The sequence below is a fragment of the Pseudomonas sp. D4-21 genome, assembly GCF_051132125.1.
GTDB lineage: Bacteria > Pseudomonadota > Gammaproteobacteria > Pseudomonadales > Pseudomonadaceae > Aquipseudomonas.
Window position 1 is genome coordinate 825,149 of sequence record NZ_CP071664.1, and the last position, 18,110, is coordinate 843,258.

20 protein-coding genes are annotated in these 18,110 nt (G+C 61.1%); 14 read left to right on the forward strand and 6 right to left on the reverse strand.

Annotated features, from left to right (window positions below):
* The first annotated feature begins 39 nt into the window (after positions 1–39).
* From J3Q04_RS03575 to J3Q04_RS03585, 3 genes are read left to right on the forward strand one after another with little or no spacing between them, the layout of a single operon-like run.
* A complete protein-coding gene (locus J3Q04_RS03575) occupies positions 40–615 on the forward strand; it encodes a YfiR family protein (RefSeq protein WP_434607916.1) in 576 nt (191 codons plus the stop codon).
* The gene (locus J3Q04_RS03580) at positions 612–1,880 is read left to right on the forward strand and encodes a diguanylate cyclase domain-containing protein (protein ID WP_420765645.1); all 1,269 of its coding nucleotides are present in this window, start codon (positions 612–614) and stop codon (positions 1,878–1,880) included. The genes J3Q04_RS03575 and J3Q04_RS03580 overlap by 4 nt, the downstream gene beginning before the upstream one ends.
* A gap of 4 nt (positions 1,881–1,884) precedes the next feature.
* Positions 1,885–2,388, forward strand: a complete 504-nt coding sequence (locus J3Q04_RS03585) for an OmpA family protein (RefSeq protein WP_420765644.1) — start codon at positions 1,885–1,887, stop codon at positions 2,386–2,388.
* Here J3Q04_RS03585 and J3Q04_RS03590 read toward each other — a convergent pair.
* Positions 2,385–3,332, reverse strand: coding sequence for a LysR family transcriptional regulator (locus J3Q04_RS03590; RefSeq protein WP_434611670.1), 948 nt, complete (start codon positions 3,330–3,332; stop codon positions 2,385–2,387). The genes J3Q04_RS03585 and J3Q04_RS03590 overlap by 4 nt on opposite strands.
* 141 nt (positions 3,333–3,473) lie before the next feature.
* Here J3Q04_RS03590 and J3Q04_RS03595 point away from each other — a divergent pair, with 141 nt between their 5' ends.
* On the forward strand, positions 3,474–5,000 hold the full coding sequence (locus tag J3Q04_RS03595) for a CoA-acylating methylmalonate-semialdehyde dehydrogenase (RefSeq protein ID WP_434607913.1): 1,527 nt from the start codon (positions 3,474–3,476) through the stop codon (positions 4,998–5,000).
* 10 nt (positions 5,001–5,010) lie between these two features.
* Complete coding sequence (gene mmsB / locus J3Q04_RS03600) at positions 5,011–5,898, forward strand: 3-hydroxyisobutyrate dehydrogenase (RefSeq protein WP_434607911.1); 888 nt, start codon at positions 5,011–5,013, stop codon at positions 5,896–5,898.
* 119 nt (positions 5,899–6,017) lie between these two features.
* On the opposite strand, the gene J3Q04_RS03605 is transcribed toward mmsB, so the two are convergent.
* Entirely contained in the window at positions 6,018–6,362 is a 345-nt protein-coding gene (locus J3Q04_RS03605; protein WP_003177747.1) for a cupin domain-containing protein, read from the reverse strand.
* A 98-nt stretch (positions 6,363–6,460) separates the two neighbouring features.
* A complete protein-coding gene (locus J3Q04_RS03610; RefSeq protein WP_420765641.1) occupies positions 6,461–7,342 on the reverse strand; it encodes a LysR family transcriptional regulator in 882 nt (293 codons plus the stop codon).
* Between the two features lie 213 nt (positions 7,343–7,555).
* Here J3Q04_RS03610 and J3Q04_RS03615 point away from each other — a divergent pair, with 213 nt between their 5' ends.
* Entirely contained in the window at positions 7,556–8,320 is a 765-nt protein-coding gene (locus J3Q04_RS03615) for a sulfite exporter TauE/SafE family protein (protein WP_434607909.1), read from the forward strand.
* On the opposite strand, the gene J3Q04_RS03620 is transcribed toward J3Q04_RS03615, so the two are convergent.
* Positions 8,310–8,624, reverse strand: coding sequence for a putative quinol monooxygenase (locus J3Q04_RS03620; protein WP_434607907.1), 315 nt, complete (start codon positions 8,622–8,624; stop codon positions 8,310–8,312). The two genes, J3Q04_RS03615 and J3Q04_RS03620, sit on opposite strands and share 11 nt — an antisense overlap.
* A gap of 198 nt (positions 8,625–8,822) precedes the next feature.
* Here J3Q04_RS03620 and J3Q04_RS03625 point away from each other — a divergent pair, with 198 nt between their 5' ends.
* Both J3Q04_RS03625 and J3Q04_RS03630 read left to right on the forward strand, forming a co-directional pair.
* Entirely contained in the window at positions 8,823–9,413 is a 591-nt protein-coding gene (locus tag J3Q04_RS03625) for an NAD(P)H-dependent oxidoreductase (protein WP_420765638.1), read from the forward strand.
* Between the two features lie 42 nt (positions 9,414–9,455).
* Positions 9,456–10,382 carry a LysR substrate-binding domain-containing protein gene (locus tag J3Q04_RS03630; protein ID WP_434560799.1) on the forward strand — a complete coding sequence of 309 codons (927 nt, stop codon included), beginning with the start codon at positions 9,456–9,458 and terminating at the stop codon, positions 10,380–10,382.
* Between the two features lie 120 nt (positions 10,383–10,502).
* Here J3Q04_RS03630 and J3Q04_RS03635 read toward each other — a convergent pair whose 3' ends face one another.
* The gene (locus tag J3Q04_RS03635; RefSeq protein WP_434607904.1) at positions 10,503–11,948 is read right to left on the reverse strand and encodes a SulP family inorganic anion transporter; all 1,446 of its coding nucleotides are present in this window, start codon (positions 11,946–11,948) and stop codon (positions 10,503–10,505) included.
* Between the two features lie 273 nt (positions 11,949–12,221).
* Here J3Q04_RS03635 and J3Q04_RS03640 point away from each other — a divergent pair, with 273 nt between their 5' ends.
* The 6 genes from J3Q04_RS03640 (at position 12,222) to J3Q04_RS03665 (ending at position 17,154) form a co-directional block, all read left to right on the forward strand.
* Entirely contained in the window at positions 12,222–13,571 is a 1,350-nt protein-coding gene (locus J3Q04_RS03640) for a gluconate:H+ symporter (protein WP_434607902.1), read from the forward strand.
* Positions 13,572–13,592: 21 nt separating this feature from the next.
* Positions 13,593–14,453, forward strand: a complete 861-nt coding sequence (locus J3Q04_RS03645) for a MurR/RpiR family transcriptional regulator (RefSeq protein ID WP_434607900.1) — start codon at positions 13,593–13,595, stop codon at positions 14,451–14,453.
* 1 nt (position 14,454) lies between these two features.
* The gene (locus J3Q04_RS03650; RefSeq protein WP_434611668.1) at positions 14,455–15,921 is read left to right on the forward strand and encodes an N-acyl-D-amino-acid deacylase family protein; all 1,467 of its coding nucleotides are present in this window, start codon (positions 14,455–14,457) and stop codon (positions 15,919–15,921) included.
* Between the two features lie 131 nt (positions 15,922–16,052).
* Entirely contained in the window at positions 16,053–16,421 is a 369-nt protein-coding gene (locus J3Q04_RS03655; RefSeq protein WP_434560793.1) for a glyoxalase superfamily protein, read from the forward strand.
* 71 nt (positions 16,422–16,492) lie between these two features.
* On the forward strand, positions 16,493–16,738 hold the full coding sequence (locus J3Q04_RS03660; protein ID WP_039592371.1) for a FitA-like ribbon-helix-helix domain-containing protein: 246 nt from the start codon (positions 16,493–16,495) through the stop codon (positions 16,736–16,738).
* Positions 16,735–17,154 (forward strand): type II toxin-antitoxin system VapC family toxin, encoded by a 420-nt coding sequence (locus J3Q04_RS03665; protein WP_434560789.1) that lies wholly within the window; start codon positions 16,735–16,737, stop codon positions 17,152–17,154. The genes J3Q04_RS03660 and J3Q04_RS03665 overlap by 4 nt, the downstream gene beginning before the upstream one ends.
* 53 nt (positions 17,155–17,207) lie before the next feature.
* Here J3Q04_RS03665 and J3Q04_RS03670 read toward each other — a convergent pair whose 3' ends face one another.
* The gene (locus J3Q04_RS03670) at positions 17,208–18,071 is read right to left on the reverse strand and encodes a methyl-accepting chemotaxis protein (RefSeq protein ID WP_434635627.1); all 864 of its coding nucleotides are present in this window, start codon (positions 18,069–18,071) and stop codon (positions 17,208–17,210) included.
* Positions 18,072–18,110 lie beyond the last annotated feature (39 nt).

Consider the following 18,110-nt stretch of genomic DNA (forward strand, 5'->3'; position numbering starts at 1 on the left):
GCTATCGTTCCGGCTCTTATCTACAACAAGAGATCATTCATGACGGCGGTGGGACGGGAGGCGGTGCGCAGCAAGGATTGCAGGCATTATTTGCTTGCCTTTCTTTTGTGGCTGCTGTCGCCTGCGGTCATTGCCCAGGACCCGCCGGCTGCTACTCGAGCCGACCAGCGAGCCGAGGCGGTCACCCAGGTTGTATTAGGCATTCTCAGTTATGCGCGGTGGCCGGTCGAGCCAACGCAACTGCAACTGTGTATCGTCGGCCCCACCCAATATACCGATGACCTCGTCAAAGGCACCACCCAGGCGACCGGTCGCCCCGTGACCGTGCAGCGTGTGCTGGCTGATTATCCGAGCATCACCGCTGACTGCAACGCCGTCTATATCGGCAATCTGAGCACTGCTGAACGCTCCCGTCTGTTTGCTTCGCTGATTGGCCAACCTGTGTTGAGCATCAGCGAGGGCGGGGATGAATGCACCGTGGGCAGTCTGTTTTGCCTGCGGGTCGGTGATGAGCAAGTGTCGTTCGAGGTCAATCTCGACTCGGTCGCCCGTAGTGGCGTGCGCATCCATCCCAGTGTCCTCCAACTATCACGCCGCAGGCCTGCCGCCCCATGAGTTCGTCAAAACCACGAATTCGTCCCACGTTGGGGTCGGTCATCGGTCGCGGTCATTTGATCGTCGCGCTGGTGGCGATCGCCATGGCCAGTGTTTCCCTTACATTGCTGGGCGTGCTTGCCTTGCGTGTCTACGCCGATCACAACCTGCACCTCATCGCCCGTTCGATCAACTACACCGTGGAAGCGGCAGTGGTGTTCGATGACGAGGCCGCCGCCACCGAAGCGCTGGCCTTGATCGCCACCACCGAAGAGGTGGCCGATGCGCAGGTATTCAATGAGCAGGGCCGCTTGTTAGCGCGCTGGCAGCGGCCGGAGACCGGACTTCTTTCAGAGCTGGAAATGCACATCGCCAAGGCATTCCTGGAAAAACCCATCAGCCTTCCCATCGTCCACCAAGGGCAAAATATCGGCAGGATCCTGCTGGCGGGGCATGGCGGCAGTCTGTTGCGTTTTCTGCTCAGCGGCCTGGCGGGAATCATCGTGTGTACGGCGGTCAGTGCCTGGGTCGCGCTGTATCTGGCGCGACGTCAGTTGCGGGCGATCACTGGACCGTTGCGCAGCTTGGCTGAGGTCGCCCACGCCGCACGCTGCGAGCGAGCCCTGGACCGAAGGGTTCCCCCGGCCGACATCGCCGAGCTGGATAACCTGGGAAATGACTTCAATGGATTGCTCGCTGAGCTCGAGTCCTGGCAGACCCACCTGCAAAGTGAAAACGAGACCTTGGCTCACCAGGCCAGCCACGACAGCCTGACCGGGTTGCCGAACCGGGCATTTTTCGAAGGTCGATTGATCCGCGCCTTGCGCAATGCCAGCAAGCTCGACGAGCAAGTGGCCGTCCTGTATCTGGACAGCGATCGCTTCAAAGGCATCAATGACAACTTCGGCCACGCCGCCGGCGACGCGGTGTTGACTGCCGTCGCGACCCGGGTGCGGGCTCAGTTACGAGAAGATGACCTTGTGGCACGCCTGGGCGGCGACGAATTCGCGGTGCTGCTGACGCCGTTGCACAAGATCGAGGATGCCGAGCGAATCGCCGAAAAAATCATCGCCAGCATGGAAATGCCGATCCAGTTGCCAGGTAATGCCTCGGTGTTGACCTCCCTCAGTATCGGCATTGCCGTTTACCCCGAGCATGGGGCAACGCCCGGTGCGCTGCTCAGCGCCGCCGATGCGGCGATGTACCAGGCCAAACGCCTCGCCCGAGGCGGTCAACACACGGCGGGTGCGGAGCACCCGGTCGCGGAACTTCAAACCAGGAGCTGAATGCATGCTTTCGAATGCTCGTTTTTCTCTGCTGCGGTTCGCAGCATTTTTATTGATCACCGTATTTACCCTCGCTGGGTGTCAGACCGCCCCGCAAAAGGGCCTGACCCCAGCGCAAATCGCCGTCCTCAAGGAGCAGGGTTTCAAGTTGACGGAGGAGGGCTGGGCCTTCGGCCTCTCAGGCAAAGTGCTGTTTGGCAGCGATGTGGAAACCCTCAATCCAGCCAGCACCGAAATTGTCGAGCGCATTGGCAAGGCGCTGCTGGGCGCGGGTATCGAGCGAGTTCGCATCGATGGTCACACCGACGCATCAGGCTCCCAAGCCTATAACGAACAACTGTCGATACGTCGGGCCGACAGCGTCGGTAAAGTATTGATCGGCGTGGGCATGCGCGAAGAGAACGTCCAGTCGCGCGGCCTCGGCAGCAGCCAGCCCGTCGCGTCCAATGACACCGCCAGCGGCCGCACCGAAAACCGCCGCGTTGCCATCGTTGTCATCGCCGATTAGTCGGCAAAAACCATCTCCCGGCTGTTGCCCATCAGCAATGGCCGGTTCTGCTCAGTCACATCCCTGATGTAGTCCCATAACAACGTAATCCGCTTGAGCTTCCTCAAATCCTCCCGGCAGTACATCCAGAACTGCCGGGTAACGGTGATTTCGTCTGGCAGCACCGGCAACAGGCGTGAGTCCTGGGCCGCGAGGAAGCACGGCAGGATTGCCAGCGACCGACCTTGCTGCGCAGCGACGAACTGCGCGATCACGCTGGTGCTGCGTAGATGTGCGTGCGCGCCGGGCAAGACATTGGCCAGGTACAGCAGCTCGGAGCTGAATGCCAGGTCGTCGACATAACTGATGAACGAATGCTTGCCCAGATCCGCCGGATGGTGGATGGGCGGATGGTTGTCCAGGTAGTGCTGGGTTGCGTAGAGCTGCAGCCGGTAATCACACAGCTTGCAGCAGACATACGGGCCATGTTCAGGGCGCTCGAGGGCGATGACAATGTCGGCTTCGCGCTTGGAGAGGCTGATGAAGTGCGGCAGCGGCAGGATGTCCACTGAAATCGCCGGGTACGCATCGACGAAGCGGCTCAATTGCGGCGTGATGAAAAAGCTGCCGAAGCCTTCGGTGCAACCCATGCGCACATGGCCGGACAGCGCGACGCCGGAGCCAGACACCTGTTCGCAAGCCATGTGCAGCGTGCTTTCGATCGATTCGGCGTAGCCCAGCAACCGCTGGCCTTCGGCCGTCAGGACAAAACCGTTGGTCCGGGATTTTTCGAACAGCAGCGTACCCAATGAAGCTTCCAGCGAGCTGATGCGTCGCGACACGGTGGTGTAGTCGACCGCCAGGCGCTTGGCGGCTGTGCTGGCCTTGCGGGTACGGGCCACTTCGAGGAAAAACTTGAGGTCGTCCCAGTTCAGCGAACCGAGGGAGGTGATGTTTTTTTGCATGATGGACCGGTTTTTATGTGCGTTCTTATTAGAAGTTTGCACATCTATACTCCATAAACCGTCTCATCACCAAGCGTGCTCGTGCGTCTTGGTCTTAGCTGAACCAGCGCTCTCTATATAAGAACAATCCCGGAGGCCAGCATGAACGTTTCCCTCACGCCCAGCGACACTGCCCTGCATACCGTCAAATTGTTGATCGATGGCGAGTGGGTTGAATCCCGATCCAACGAATGGCACGACATCGTCAACCCGGCTACCCAACAGGTGCTGGCGAAGGTCCCGTTTGCCACGGCCTCGGAAGTCGATGCAGCCATCGCCGCTGCCCAGCGTGCCTTCCAGACCTGGAAACTGACGCCCATCGGTGCGCGGATGCGCATCATGCTCAAGCTCCAGGCCCTGATTCGCGAGCATTCCAAGCGCATCGCCGCGGTGCTGAGCGCCGAACAAGGCAAGACCATCGCGGATGCCGAAGGCGATATTTTCCGTGGCCTTGAAGTGGTCGAGCACGCTTGTTCCATCGGCACCCTGCAGATGGGCGAGTTCGCCGAGAACGTCGCCGGGGGCGTGGACACTTACACACTCCGCCAGCCGATCGGGGTATGCGCGGGAATCACGCCGTTCAACTTTCCGGCGATGATCCCGTTGTGGATGTTCCCGATGGCCATCGCCTGCGGCAATACATTCGTGCTCAAGCCGTCCGAACAGGATCCGTTGTCGACCATGCTGCTGGTGGAACTGGCCATCGAGGCCGGCGTACCGGCGGGCGTTCTCAATGTGGTGCACGGCGGCAAGGACGTGGTGGATGCGCTTTGTACCCACAAGGACATCAAGGCCGTTTCCTTCGTCGGCTCCACAGCGGTAGGCACCCACGTCTATGACTTGGCGGGCCGCCATGGCAAGCGCGTGCAATCGATGATGGGCGCGAAGAACCATGCGGTGGTGTTGCCCGATGCCAATCGCGAGCAAACCCTCAACGCTCTGGTCGGCGCCGGTTTCGGCGCGGCGGGCCAGCGTTGCATGGCCACCTCCGTCGTGGTGATGGTGGGCGCGGCCAAGCAATGGTTGCCGGAGCTGAAGGCGCTGGCGCAGAAGCTCAAGGTCAACGCAGGCAGCGAGCCGGGCACTGATGTCGGCCCGGTGATTTCCAAGCGAGCCAAGGCGCGGATCCTTGAATTGATCGAAAGCGGCGTGAAGGAAGGCGCGAAGCTGGAGCTCGACGGACGGGAAATCAGCGTGCCGGGTTTCGAGCAGGGCAACTTTGTCGGCCCGACCCTGTTTTCCGGCGTGACCACCGACATGCGCATCTACACCGAAGAAATCTTCGGCCCGGTGCTGGTGGTGCTGGAAGTCGACACCCTGGATCAGGCCATTGCCCTGGTCAACGCCAACCCATTCGGCAACGGCACCGGCCTGTTCACCCAGAGCGGAGCGGCAGCGCGCAAGTTCCAGAGCGAAATCGACGTCGGCCAAGTGGGCATCAACATTCCGATCCCGGTGCCGGTACCGTTCTTCAGCTTCACCGGTTCCCGTGGTTCGAAGCTTGGCGACCTTGGCCCTTACGGCAAACAGGTGGTGCAGTTCTACACTCAGACCAAGACCGTTACCGCGCGTTGGTTCGATGACGACAGCGTCAATGACGGTGTGAACACCACCATCAATCTGCGTTAAGGAGCCGGACATGAACATCGCATTTATCGGCCTGGGTAATATGGGCGCTCCTATGGCGCGCAACCTGCTCAAGGCCGGCCATTCGCTGAACCTGTTCGACCTGAACCAGACGGTGCTGGCCGAACTGGCGGCGTTGGGCGGCACGATCAGCGCCTCGCCCCGCGATGCGGCCCAGGGTGCGGCGCTGGTGATTACCATGCTGCCGGCCGCCGCCCATGTACGCAGTGTCTGGCTGGGTGAGGACGGCGTCCTCGCCGGCATCGCCGCTGATACGCCGGCCGTTGATTGCAGCACCATCGATCCGCAGACCGCTCGTGACGTGGCGGCCGCCGCTGCGAAGCAAGGAGTGGCGATGGCTGATGCGCCCGTCTCGGGCGGTACTGGCGGCGCGGCGGCGGGCACGTTGACCTTCATGGTTGGCGCTACGGACGAGCTGTTCGCCACCCTGCAACCGGTGCTGGCGCAAATGGGCCGCAACATCGTGCACTGCGGCGAAGTCGGCACCGGGCAGATCGCCAAGATCTGCAACAACCTGCTGCTGGGGATTTCCATGGTGGGTGTCAGCGAGGCCATGGCGCTGGGCGATGCCTTGGGGATCGACACCCAGGTGCTGGCCGGCATTATCAACAGCTCGACCGGGCGGTGCTGGAGTTCGGATACCTACAACCCATGGCCGGGCGTGATCGAAACGGCACCAGCGGCGCGCGGTTATACCGGCGGTTTCGGCGCGGACTTGATGCTCAAGGACTTGGGCCTGGCCACCGAAGCCGCGCGCCAAGCCCGTCAGCCGGTGATATTAGGCGCGGTAGCGCAGCAGCTATATCAGGCGATGAGCCAGCGGGGCGAGGGCGGCCAGGATTTCTCGGCGATTGTTAACAGCTATCGCAAGCCGCAGTAAAACTTGAGGCGCTCTGAAGTTTTTGTGGCGAGGGGATAAATCACCTCGCCACAGGGTAGTGCATTCTGGAAGTTGTTTGCCGAGCGACCGCGTCGGGTGGTCTCTCGGTTTTTTTTATGTCAGGCAAACACGAAATACTTGCGCACGGTCTCGACCACTTCCCAAGTGCCTTTCATGCCCGGCTCGACGACAAAAATGTCACCGGCGCGCAGATGGATCGGCGCCATGCCGTCCGGGGTGATCACGCAATAGCCTTCCTGGAAATGGCAGTACTCCCACTTCACATAGTCCACACGCCATTTGCCGGGCGTGCAAATCCAGGTGCCCATGATCTTGCTGCCGTCTTCGCTGGTGTAAGCATTGAGGTTGACGGTGTGCGGATCGCCTTCGAGTTTTTCCCATTTGCAGGCATCGAGTACGGGCAGCGGATGGGTGTCGCGCAGGACGGTGATGGGGGCGGTCATGTGAGCTCCGAAAAGGGGCAAAAAAGAAGCTGCACCCTAGCGCGGAGCAGGACTGGGCAGATGCCTGTGCTCGACACCGGGCTGTCCAGAAGCGCGCATTATTCGGCCAAATGCTGAGCCAGGGCTTTGGCATAGGGCGGCAAACCTTCGAAGTTACGGGCGCAGAGCAGCAGCGCTCGTCGGGTCCAGGTCTCTTGCAACGGGACGCACCGATACGCGGGCTCGGACGGTCGCCGGTCGATGGCAGCCTTTGGCACGATAGCGATGCCAGCGCCGTGGGCCACCATGCGAATCACCCCATCGAAACTGTCGGCGCGAATGCGGATCTGCATGCGTGAGCCGATGTGCAGGGCCTGTTCTTCCAAGTGGATCGCCAAGGCGCTGGAGGCGTTCAGGCCGATATAGTCGTGATTGAGGGTCTCGCTGAAACGCACGGCTCGGCCGTCAGCCAGCGAATGTCCGGTCGGTAGGATCAATACCAGCGGGTCGTCGCGAAATGGCCAGGCCTGAAGGTCATCGGTGTTCACCGCGTCGGAAACGATACCCAGGTCCGCTGTGCCCTGGCGCAGCGCATGGGTGATCCGGGAGCTGGGCAACTCCTGCAGGTCGATGTCGAGATTGGGATGGGCCTTGAGAAAACCGGCGAGCAATTCGGGCAGGTACTCGGTCATGGCGCTGGTGTTGCAGAGCAGCCGCACCCGGCCTTTCGCGCCTCGGGCGTATTCGGCCAGATCCTGCTGGAGGCGTTCGGCATGTTGCAGCAGGATCCGCGCATGTTCGGCCAGCGCCTTGCCGGCCGGCGTCGGGGTGACGCCGCGTCGCCCGCGTTCAAGCAGGTCGATGCCCAGGGACGCCTCCATGGCACGGATTCGCGCACTGGCCGCAGCCAGGGACAAATGGCTGCGGGCCGCGCCGGCGGTGATGTTGCCAGCGTCGAGGACGTTCAGGTAGAGGCGCAGGTCGGTGAAGTCGAGGTGCATGGCCGGGGTTCCTGTCTCAGTGTTGCGGCGCCGGGTTTATCGTCATCGCGAGCAAGCTCGCTCCCACAGTTTCGAATGCAATCCCTTAGGGGAGCGAGCTTGCTCGCGATGGCGCCAGTAGCATCGCCAAAGTTACCAGCCTCTTGCAGGAAGAGAGGCACCCTCAGTATATGGCACATTTCAAAACCAAGGCCCGGGGCGCACGATAGCCCTATGGACACACTCTTCGCTTTCTACCAGGACCTCGGTCTGGCCCTTTCGTTGCTGGTCATTGGCACCTTCCTGCTGGCCGGTACCGTCAAGGGGGTGATCGGTCTCGGCCTGCCGACCATCGCCATGGGCTTGCTCGGGCTGGCTATGGCCCCGATGCAGGCTGCAGCGCTGTTGATTATTCCGGCGACATTGACCAATGTCTGGCGGTTGACGTTTGGCGGGCATTTGCGCGCGCTCATACGGCGGCTGTGGCCGCTGCTGCTGGCGATTTTCATCGGCACCGGATTCGGTACGTTGTGGATCGGCATGGTGGGCGGGGCATGGGCAATAAAGGGACTGGGCGCCGCGCTGATGGTTTACGCGTTGAGCGGCTTGTTTCTACCAACGTTGCGGGTCGGTGTCGGGCAAGAAGGCTGGCTTGCTCCGCTTTGCGGCTTGCTCACCGGTGTGATCACTTCGGCCACTGGCGTGTTCGTGATTCCAGCGGTGCCTTATCTCCAGGCGTTGGGCTTGAACCGAGATGAGCTGGTCCAGGCCCTGGGCTTGTCATTTACCGTTTCAACATTGGCCTTGGCGGCCGGGCTGTTGTGGCGAGGCGCCTTGGGCGGCGGCGAGTTGAGCGCGTCGCTGCTGGCGCTGATACCGGCGTTGCTGGGGATGTGGTTGGGGCAATGGTTGCGCCAGCGGCTCAGCGCCGTGCTGTTCAAGCGGGTGTTTTTCATCGGCCTCGGCGTGCTCGGCGGCCATCTTTTGATCAGCGGTTAGCCGAAGAGGGGCTGAGCATGTCGACGCGACGAATCTCGAAGTCTCGTTCCAGGTAATCCATACGTTGTTCGAAAAATTGCTTCATATGCGGCAGGTTCGAGTGCACATCCAGATCGGCCTGGGATGCCCAGACTTCATAGAAGATGAACAGCGTCGGGTCCTGCTGGTCCCGCAACATGTGGTACTCGATGCAGCCGGGCTCGGCCCGACTCGGTTCGACGTAAGCGCGGAACAAGGCTTCGAAGGCTTCGGCTTTTTCCGGTCGGGTCTTGGCATGCAGGATGAAACCGTGCAATTCACTCATCAGGGCTCGGGCTCCAGGATTAAAGGACTGTAAGAGTTTAAGGCAACAATCGGGCAGCGATTCGTGCATATGGATCAAAACAGTTTTGCCGTTCGGGTGCTTATTCCACGCGAGTCTCATCGGTACTCTGCCGCGATCTTTTTAATCTTCCAGTGAGCGACGGCCCAGCGGCCACGCCTGGAATCGATGAGGCTTGCAATGAAAAAAGTCCTGTTGCTCAACGGCGGTAAGCAATTCGCCCATTCCGACGGTCGCTACAACGCCACCCTTCACGACACCGCGCTCAGCGTCCTGGACCGAGGCGGCCTTGATGTGAAAACCACCTTCATCGACGGTGGCTACGACATCAAGGAAGAAGTCGCCAAGTTTCTCTGGGCCGACGTAATCATTTATCAGATGCCTGGCTGGTGGATGGGCGCTCCGTGGACCGTGAAGAAATACATCGACGAAGTCTTTACCGAAGGCCACGGTAGCCTCTATGCCAGTGACGGCCGGACTCGTTCCGATGCGTCGCAAAAATACGGCAGCGGTGGTTTGGTACAGGGCAAGCAATACATGTTGTCGCTGACCTGGAACGCCCCGCAGCAAGCCTTCGACGACCCGACGGACTTCTTCGAAGCCAAGGGCGTGGACGCGGTGTATTTCCCATTCCACAAGGCCAATCAGTTCCTGGGCATGACCGCTCTGCCGACCTTCCTGTGCGTGGACGTGATGAAGCGCCCGAACATCGAAGAAGATGTGGCGCGGTATGAGCGGCATCTGATCGAGGTGTTCGGCCTTTCGCGGTAATCGGGCTACTATCGGGACTTGCCTGAAAGCGAGAGGACACCTGTGAAAGCCAGATCCGACGAGTTGCAGATCTTCGTCTGCGTGATCGAATGCGGGTCGATCTCCGCCGCCGCCGAGCAAGTCGGGCAGACGCCCTCGGCGGTCAGTCGCACCTTGTCGCGCCTGGAAGCCAAGCTCGACACCACGTTGATCAACCGCACCACGCGGCGCATGGACCTGACTGAAGAGGGCAAGTATTTCTTCGAGCAGGCCAAGGGCATTCTCGACCAGATGGATGAGCTGGAGGAGCGGCTGTCGTCTCGCCATAAGACCCCCGCCGGGCGCTTGCGGATCAACGCGGCATCGCCGTTCATGCTCCACGCCATCGTCCCCCACATCGAAGAGTTCCGCACGCTGTATCCGGATATCCAGCTGGAGCTCAACAGCAACGACTTGATCATCGATTTGCTCGAACAAAGCACGGACGTCGCCATTCGTATCGGTACGCTCACGGATTCGACGCTCCATGCCCGCTCACTGGGTTGCAGCCCGTTGCACATTCTTGCCAGTCCGGCTTACTTGAAGCGGCGGGGGACGCCCTCAAGCGTTGCCGAGCTGGCGGAACATTCGCTTTTGGGGTTTGCCCAGAACGACGGGCTCAACCAGTGGCCACTGCGTCACATCCACGGCGATCGCTGGCCGATCCAGCCGGCCATCAGTGCGTCCAGCGGCGAAACGGTGCGTCACCTGGCGCTGCAAGGGCAGGGCATTGCCTGCCTCTCGGACTTCATGACCCGGGACGACATCCGCGCCGGTCGGCTCAAGGTGTTGCTCGCCGATGCCAACAGCGGTTATCGCCAGCCGATCAATGCGGTGTACTACCGCAACTCCCAACTGGCCCTGCGCATCCAGTGCTTCCTGGACTTCATCCAAGGCAAGCTCGCCGGGTACGCTTCGAGTCCCAAGAGAGCCGACCAGATCGTTAATTAAAGCGTGGAACCTGTGGGAGCGAGCTTGCTCGCGATGGCGCCGGGTCAGTCAGCATTGATATGGCTGGCCCAACGCTGTCGCGAGCAAGCTCGCTCCCACAAGTTTTGTGCCGGGGTCCTGTCAATCGTGGTGCACATCCGCGCGCTTGAGCATTCGCTTGCAACGCTCGGACAGATGAAACACCCGCAGGTGCTTGCCGGCCTTGCTGTAGCGCTCGCGCAGGGTCATCAGCGCGGCGATGGCCGAGTAGTCGACGAAGCTCAGGTGACGACAGTCAAGGGTAACGAGATCAGGGTCGTTGGCCGGGTCGAACTGGTTGAGAAACGGCGTCGTCGAGGCGAAGAACAAGGTGCCGTGCACGCGATAGAGCTTGCTGCCGTCCGCTTCCAGTTGCGCGTCGGCATACAGCTCCCGGGCTTGTTGCCAGGCGAAGTTGAGCGCCGCGATGATAATCCCGCAGAGCACGGCGACGGCCAGGTCGGTGAATACCGTGATGACGGTCACCGCGATGATCACCAGCACATCGTTCGCCGGTACCTTGTTGACCACTCGCAACGAGGCCCAGGCGAATGTCTGCTGCGACACCACGAACATCACGCCCACCAGCGCCGCCAGCGGAATGCGCTCGATCAGCGGCGACAGGAACAACACGAACAGCAACACCATCACCCCGGCCACGACGCCCGATATCCGCCCGCGCCCGCCCGAGCTGAGGTTGATCATCGTCTGGCCGATCATGGCGCAACCGCCCATGCCGCCGAACAACCCGGAGGCCATGTTGGCCGCGCCCAGCGCCACGCATTCACGGTCAGGATAACCGCGGCTCTCGGTGATCTCGTCGGTCAGGTTCAGGGTCAGCAGGGTTTCCAACAAACCGACCATCGCCATGATGACGGCGTAAGGCGCGACGATCAGCAGGGTTTCGAGATTCCAGGGAATGTCCGGCAGGGCGAAAACCGGCAAGCCGCCTGCAATGTGCGCCATGTCGCCCAGCGTCCGGGTAGGCAAGCCAAGCAGATAGACCGCCAGGCCAACGCCGAGGATCGCCACCAGGGCCGGCGGCACGCTGCGGGTCAGGCGCGGCAGCAGGTAGACGATGGCCATCGTCAGCGCCACCAGGCCGACCATCAGGTAGAGCGGGGGGCCACTGAGCCAGGCGCCGTCGCGCTTGAAATGCTCCAGTTGCGCCAAAGCGATGACAATTGCCAGGCCATTGACGAACCCCAGCATCACCGGATGCGGCACCATGCGCACCAGCTTGCCCAGTCGCAGCAGCCCAAACGCCATCATGATCAACCCGCCCAGCAGCACGGTCGCCAACAGGTATTGCACGCCGTGCTGTACCACCAGCGCGACGATCACCACCGCCATCGACCCCGCCGCGCCCGACACCATCCCGGGCCGACCACCGAACAACGCGGTCAGCGTGCAAATGATGAACGCGCCGTACAGCCCCATCAGTGGGTTGAGGTGGGCCACCAGGGCGAAGGCGATGCATTCGGGGAGCAAGGCGAAAGAAGTCGTGAGGCCGGCGAGGGCGTCGGCGCGAAGGCGTGCTGGTTTCATGGTTTACCTGACTGGGCGCCGGTGGACGGTCGGCTGCCGGGGAAGCGGTGTGAAGACAGGTGCGGATGGTACGGAATTGAGTGCAGGGCGGCCAGTCGTCTGTGGGCGATGAAAATCTTGCGCTGAATTTTCATCGTCGCCCTGTCGCGATGTCCATCAGCGACATTTTTTGTCTGTGCGCGAAAATTACTTTCAGTGGGCTTGAAGATTTCCCGTCGAAATGATTTATGACTTTCACAACACATCGACGTGACCCCATTCGAGGAGTAACGCATGGCACCTGCTTTCGGTTATTGGCTATTGGTCTACGCGGCCATCGCCATCATTGCACTGATCGTTTTGATTGCGCGCTACCGGCTCAATCCGTTCATCGTGATTACCCTGGTTTCCATCGGCCTGGCGTTGCTGGCCGGGATGCCGCCCTCGGGTGTGGTGGGGGCGTACGAGGCGGGTGTCGGCAAGACGCTGGGGCACATCGCGTTGGTGGTGGCCTTGGGCACGATGCTTGGCAAGATGATGGCCGAGTCCGGCGGCGCGGAGCGGATGGCGCAGACGTTGATCGAACGATTCGGCGAGCGCAATGCCCATTGGGCAATGGTCTGCATCGCATTCCTGGTCGGTTTGCCGCTGTTTTTCGAAGTCGGTTTTGTGCTGCTGGTGCCTATCGCCTTTACCATCGCCCGACGCGTGGGCGTGTCGATTTTGATGGTGGGGCTACCCATGGTCGCCGGGCTTTCGGTGGTCCATGCGCTGGTGCCGCCGCACCCGGCCGCGATGCTGGCGGTGCAGGCGTTCCAGGCGTCGGTGGGGCAGACCTTGCTGTACGCGATCCTGGTCGGCATTCCCACTGCGATCATCGCCGGACCTCTGTACGCCAAGTTCATCGTACCGCGCATCCAACTGCCCGCTGAAAACCCGCTGGAGCGCCAATTTCTCGATCGGGAGCCACGGGCCAATCTGCCTGGCTTCGGCATAACGCTGGGGACGATTCTGTTGCCGGTGATCCTGATGCTGATTGGCGGCTGGGCCAACCTGATCTCCACGCCGGGGAGCGGTTTCAATCAGTTCCTGTTGTTTATCGGCAACTCGGTGATCGCCCTGCTGCTGGCGACCATCCTCAGCTTCTGGACCCTCGGCCTCGCCCAAGGCTTCAGCCGCGAGTCGATCCTCAGGTTCACCAACGAATGCCTGGCGCCGACGGCCAGCATCACCTTGCTGGTGGGGGCGGGCGGTGGTTTGAACAGGATTTTGGTGGATGCCGGGGTCACTCAGCAAATCGTCGGCCTGGCCCAGGAGTTTCAATTGTCGCCCCTGGTGATGGGGTGGCTGTTCGCCGCATTGATGCGTGTTGCAACGGGGTCGGCCACGGTGGCGATGACGACGGCGTCGGGCATTGTCGCGCCCGTGGCGATTGGCCTGGGTTATCCCCATCCCGAGTTATTGGTGCTGGCGACCGGAGCTGGGTCGGTTATCTTGTCCCACGTCAATGACGGCGGCTTCTGGCTGATCAAGGAATACTTCAATATGACCGTCACGCAAACGTTCAAGACCTGGACGGTGCTCGAGACATTGATATCCCTGGTCGCGTTCGCCTTGACCCTTGGGCTTGCCCGCGTGCTCTGACCGCCATTGCAAGGAACCGTCATGGACATCCTCTACCAGATCCGCTCCCGTCAGGATTCTTTCAGCGCCGGCGAAGGAAGAATCGCCCGGCTGATGCTCGACGACGTAGGATTTGCCGCCTCCGCCAGCCTGGAAGAGTTGGCCCAGCGCGCGGAAGTCAGCAGCGCCACGTTGTCGCGCTTTGCCCGTACCGTCGGTTGCCGCGATCTGCGAGACCTGCGCCTGCAGCTGGCCCAGGCCAGTGGCGTCGGCAGTCGCTTCCTCGACCCCGCCGGCGCGCCCGAGCAATCGGCGTTTTATGGACAGATCGTTGGGGACATCGAATCGACGTTGCGCCAGCACTTGGCAGCGTTCGAAGAGCCGCAGTTCGGCGATGCGGTACGGATGATCGGCAAGGCACGAATGGTCCATGCGTTCGGCCTCGGTGGCTGGTCGGCGCTGTGTGGCGAAGAATTACAGGTGCGCCTGGTGCGTTTCGGCTACTCGATCGCCGCCTGCCGCGACCCGGTGATGATGCGCATCACCGCCACTTCGCTGAGCGATCAACACTTGGTCATTGCCTGTTCACTGACTGGTATCACGCCGGAGTTGTTGAGCGCGGTTGAACTGGCCCGCAGCTACGGTGCTCCGATCTTGGCCATCACCCGTGCCGACTCGCCACTGGCCCGCCTGGCCGACGTGGTGTTGCCGCTGCAAGGCGCCGAAACCTCGTTCATCTACAAACCCACGGCGGCGCGCTACGGCATGCTGCTGGCCATCGATGTGCTCGCCACTGAACTGGCGCTGGCTCATCCGCAAGACAATCAAGAGCGCCTGCGGCGGGTCAAGCTTGCCCTGGACGATTACCGTGGCGGCGACGATCGCCTGCCGCTGGGAGACTGAAATGCTGTACGACACACTCATCCGCAACGCCTTGGTGATCGATGGTCACGACAAGCCTGGCTATAACGCCGACGTGGCGATTCGCGCGGGTCGCATCGAGCGCATCGGCGATCTGGGCGACACCCGGGCGGTTGACGAAATCGACGCCGCTGGCCGCGTGCTGGCGCCAGGATTCATCGACGTGCACACCCACGACGACACGGTGGTCATCCGCCAACCGCAAATGCTGCCCAAGCTCAGCCAGGGCGTGACCACGGTGATCGTCGGCAACTGCGGCATCAGCGCGTCACCGGTTCGCCTTCAGGGCGATCCGCCGGACCCGATGAACCTGCTCGGCACCGCCCAGGCGTTTGCCTACCCACGCTTCGCTGATTATCGTTCGGCGGTGGAGGCGGCGACACCAGCGGTCAACGTAGCCGCCTTGGTCGGGCACACGGCGCTGCGCAGCAATCATCTGGACGACTTGTTGCGCACCGCCAGCGCAGGAGAAATCGCCGCCATGCGTCAGCAACTGCGTGAAAGCCTGGAGGACGGTGCGCTGGGCCTGTCCACCGGCCTGGCCTATGCCAACGCGTTCTGCGCATCCACTGACGAGGTCATGCAATTGACCGAAGAGTTGGCGGCGTTCGGCGCGGTCTACACCACCCATCTGCGCAGCGAATTCGAGCCGGTGCTGGAAGCCATGGACGAGGCGTTCCAGATCGGTCGTCATGCCCAGAGCCCGGTCATTGTTTCCCACCTCAAATGTGCCGGCGCCGGTAACTGGGGACGTAGTCCACAGGTGCTCGCGGCGTTGGAAAACGCGGCGAAAACCCACCCAGTTGGTTGTGACTGCTATCCCTATGCGGCGAGCTCTTCGACACTGGACCTCAAACAGGTGACTGATGCCCACCGCATCACCATCACCTGGTCGACACCGCATCCGCCCATGGGCGGTCGAGACCTGGCAGACATCGCCGCCGAATGGGACGTGTCGCTCCTGGAAGCGGCGAGTCGCCTACAGCCGGCAGGTGCGGTGTATTACGGCATGGATGAAAGCGATGTAAGACGAATCCTCGCGCACCCTTTGTCCATGGTCGGCTCTGATGGCCTGCCCGAAGACCCCTTTCCGCACCCACGGCTGTGGGGCGCTTTCCCTCGAGTCTTGGGACATTTCAGTCGAGACATCGGGCTTTTTCCGCTGCATACCGCCGTCCACAAGATGACAGGGCTTTCAGCCGCGCGCTTCGGCCTGAAGGAGCGGGGCGAAATACGTGAAGGACATTGGGCGGACCTGGTGTTGTTCAATCCACAGACCATCCGCGACGTCGCGGACTTCAACGAACCGCAACGGGCGGCGGAAGGCATTGACGGCGTGTGGGTCAACGGCATCCTGAGTTATTGCAAAGGGCAAGCGAATGGCAAAAGAGAAGGACGTTTCCTGGCGCGTGAAGGCGACCTGCGCCACGGATTTCACTGCTCCCGATAGCATTCAAAGGCAAGCAGTTGCATTAGTTGACGTCACAATAATGGCACTACGACACTAAAGAAGCCCAATCACAGGCCGAAGCATTGGGGTCAACCCATCTAAACTGGGTCTTTTCAGCCAGGGAGCAACCCATGAGCTTCGGTAAAACCACTCCGATCCTGCGGATCTTCGATGAAACCAAGGCGTTGGCGTTCTATGTCGACTTCCTGGGCTTTACCGTCGACTGGCAACACCGCTTCGGTGACGACTTTCCGTTGTACCTGCAAGTCTCCCGTGGTGACTGCGTGCTGCACCTGTCCGAGCACCATGGCGATTGCACGCCGGGCTCGGCGTTGCGAATCGAGACTGATGAACTGGAAGTCTTCCAGCAGCAATTGATCGCCAAGCAATATCGCTACGCCCATCCACAGATCCAGGCCATGCCGTGGGGTAGCCAGGACATGACCGTGATGGATCCGTTTGGGAATCGGTTGGTCTTTACGAACGCGATCAGTGTGTAACGGCGGCTGGACAATTCGACGACTCGTCGACTAATCTTGCAGTCAATGATTTCATTGATTGCGGTGGCGTTATGGCTAGTATCACGATTCGAAATCTAGATGATCAAATAAAAGAGCAACTGCGTATCGCTGCGGCTCACAATGGTCATTCAATGGAGGAAGAGGCTCGTCTTATCCTGGGGCGCGCACTGGCCACGGTTAATTCTGCGGGAGGATTGGGAAGTCGTATTCGAAACAGGTTCCGGGCCCTGGGGGGCGTTGAGCTTGACCTACCGTCCCGTGACGAAAAAGCAAAGGCGGTGGATTTCTCTGAATGATAATCCTCGATACCAATGTGATTTCCGAATTCATGCGCGTTGAGCCGGATACAAAAGTTCTGACTTGGGTCGATTCACAGCCAGCGATGGATCTGGTCATCTGCGCTATCACGGTAGCGGAAATTCTTCATGGTATAGCCAGGCTGCCCTTCGGCAAGCGAAAGCAGAAGCTCGAATCCCATGCGATGGCAATTTTTGAAGAGGATTTTGCAGGCAGGATTTTATCTTTTGATGCCCATGCGGCTGTTGAGTACGCAACGCTTGTTGCGTCGTGTGAGGCCAAGGGTAAGGCGGCGGGTATGGCCGATGCGCAAATTGCGGCTATTTGCCGGTCTCACGGCGCGCCGATTGCCACACGCAACATAAGAGACTTCGAGTTTCCGGGGATTGAGGTGATCAACCCCTGGAACGCTTGAGCTGCATCGGTAGGCAAGACGCCCGTTTCCATTGGAAGCGGGCGTTTGCGTAATCAAACCCTGAAATGACTGACCATCTGCTGCAACTGACCGCCCAACCGCGCCAGTTCAACACTGGACGCTGCGGTCTCTTCGCTGGCGGCGGCGGTTTGTTCGGAGACATCGCGCACGTTGATGATGCTGCGGCTGATCTCTTCGGCCACGGCGCTCTGTTGCTCGGCGGCGGCGGCGATCTGCTGGTTCATCGACTGGATGTTCGACACCGTGCGGGTGATGTTCTCCAGTGACACGCCGGCCTTGCGGGTCAGTGCCACGCTGCTGTCGGTGAGGTTGCGGCTGTTGTTCATCACGGCGGCCACTTGCTGGGTGCCGTTCTGCAGGCCGGCCACCAGGCCTTCGATTTCCTCGGTGGATTTCTGCGTGCGTTGAGCCAGGCCACGGACTTCGTCGGCGACGACTGCGAAGCCACGACCGGCTTCACCGGCGCGGGCCGCTTCGATGGCGGCGTTGAGCGCCAGCAAGTTGGTCTGCTCGGCGACGGCCTTGATGACGTCCATCACCGCGCCGATCTTGTCGCTTTCCTGCTGCAGAACGGTCATCGCATCGGTAGAGCGCACCACTTCACTGGCCAGGCGTTCGATCTGAGCGATGGCTTCGTTGACCACCTGGTCGCCATCACGGGCTTCACCGTCGGCGGCGGCCGCGGCTTGGGACGCTTCTTCGGCGTTGCGGGCGACTTCCTGGACCGTGGCGGTCATCTCATGCATGGCGGTCGCGACCTGGTCGGTCTCGACTTTCTGGCTGTTGACGCCGGCGCTGGTCTGCTCGGTGACGGCCGACAGCTCTTCGGCGGCGCTGGCGATCTGCGTCACGCCATCGCGGATGCCGCTGATGAGGTCGCGCAAGGTCACGCCCATGCGGGCGATGCCTTGTTGCAGGACGCCGAGTTCATCGCG

Excerpts from the sequence above, each read along its gene's own strand:
- J3Q04_RS03575 (WP_434607916.1), top strand. The coding sequence starts at position 40 with ATGACGGCGGTGGGACGGGAGGCGGTGCGCAGCAAGGATTGCAGGCAT.
- J3Q04_RS03580 (WP_420765645.1), top strand. The coding sequence starts at position 612 with ATGAGTTCGTCAAAACCACGAATTCGTCCCACGTTGGGGTCGGTCATC.
- J3Q04_RS03585 (WP_420765644.1), top strand. The coding sequence starts at position 1,885 with ATGCTTTCGAATGCTCGTTTTTCTCTGCTGCGGTTCGCAGCATTTTTA.
- J3Q04_RS03590 (WP_434611670.1), bottom strand. The coding sequence starts at position 3,332 with ATGCAAAAAAACATCACCTCCCTCGGTTCGCTGAACTGGGACGACCTC.
- J3Q04_RS03595 (WP_434607913.1), top strand. The coding sequence starts at position 3,474 with ATGAACGTTTCCCTCACGCCCAGCGACACTGCCCTGCATACCGTCAAA.
- mmsB (WP_434607911.1), top strand. The coding sequence starts at position 5,011 with ATGAACATCGCATTTATCGGCCTGGGTAATATGGGCGCTCCTATGGCG.
- J3Q04_RS03605 (WP_003177747.1), bottom strand. The coding sequence starts at position 6,362 with ATGACCGCCCCCATCACCGTCCTGCGCGACACCCATCCGCTGCCCGTA.
- J3Q04_RS03610 (WP_420765641.1), bottom strand. The coding sequence starts at position 7,342 with ATGCACCTCGACTTCACCGACCTGCGCCTCTACCTGAACGTCCTCGAC.
- J3Q04_RS03615 (WP_434607909.1), top strand. The coding sequence starts at position 7,556 with ATGGACACACTCTTCGCTTTCTACCAGGACCTCGGTCTGGCCCTTTCG.
- J3Q04_RS03620 (WP_434607907.1), bottom strand. The coding sequence starts at position 8,624 with ATGAGTGAATTGCACGGTTTCATCCTGCATGCCAAGACCCGACCGGAA.
- J3Q04_RS03625 (WP_420765638.1), top strand. The coding sequence starts at position 8,823 with ATGAAAAAAGTCCTGTTGCTCAACGGCGGTAAGCAATTCGCCCATTCC.
- J3Q04_RS03635 (WP_434607904.1), bottom strand. The coding sequence starts at position 11,948 with ATGAAACCAGCACGCCTTCGCGCCGACGCCCTCGCCGGCCTCACGACT.
- J3Q04_RS03640 (WP_434607902.1), top strand. The coding sequence starts at position 12,222 with ATGGCACCTGCTTTCGGTTATTGGCTATTGGTCTACGCGGCCATCGCC.
- J3Q04_RS03645 (WP_434607900.1), top strand. The coding sequence starts at position 13,593 with ATGGACATCCTCTACCAGATCCGCTCCCGTCAGGATTCTTTCAGCGCC.
- J3Q04_RS03650 (WP_434611668.1), top strand. The coding sequence starts at position 14,455 with ATGCTGTACGACACACTCATCCGCAACGCCTTGGTGATCGATGGTCAC.
- J3Q04_RS03655 (WP_434560793.1), top strand. The coding sequence starts at position 16,053 with ATGAGCTTCGGTAAAACCACTCCGATCCTGCGGATCTTCGATGAAACC.
- J3Q04_RS03660 (WP_039592371.1), top strand. The coding sequence starts at position 16,493 with ATGGCTAGTATCACGATTCGAAATCTAGATGATCAAATAAAAGAGCAA.
- J3Q04_RS03665 (WP_434560789.1), top strand. The coding sequence starts at position 16,735 with ATGATAATCCTCGATACCAATGTGATTTCCGAATTCATGCGCGTTGAG.
- J3Q04_RS03670 (WP_434635627.1), bottom strand. The coding sequence starts at position 18,071 with ATGGGCGTGACCTTGCGCGACCTCATCAGCGGCATCCGCGATGGCGTG.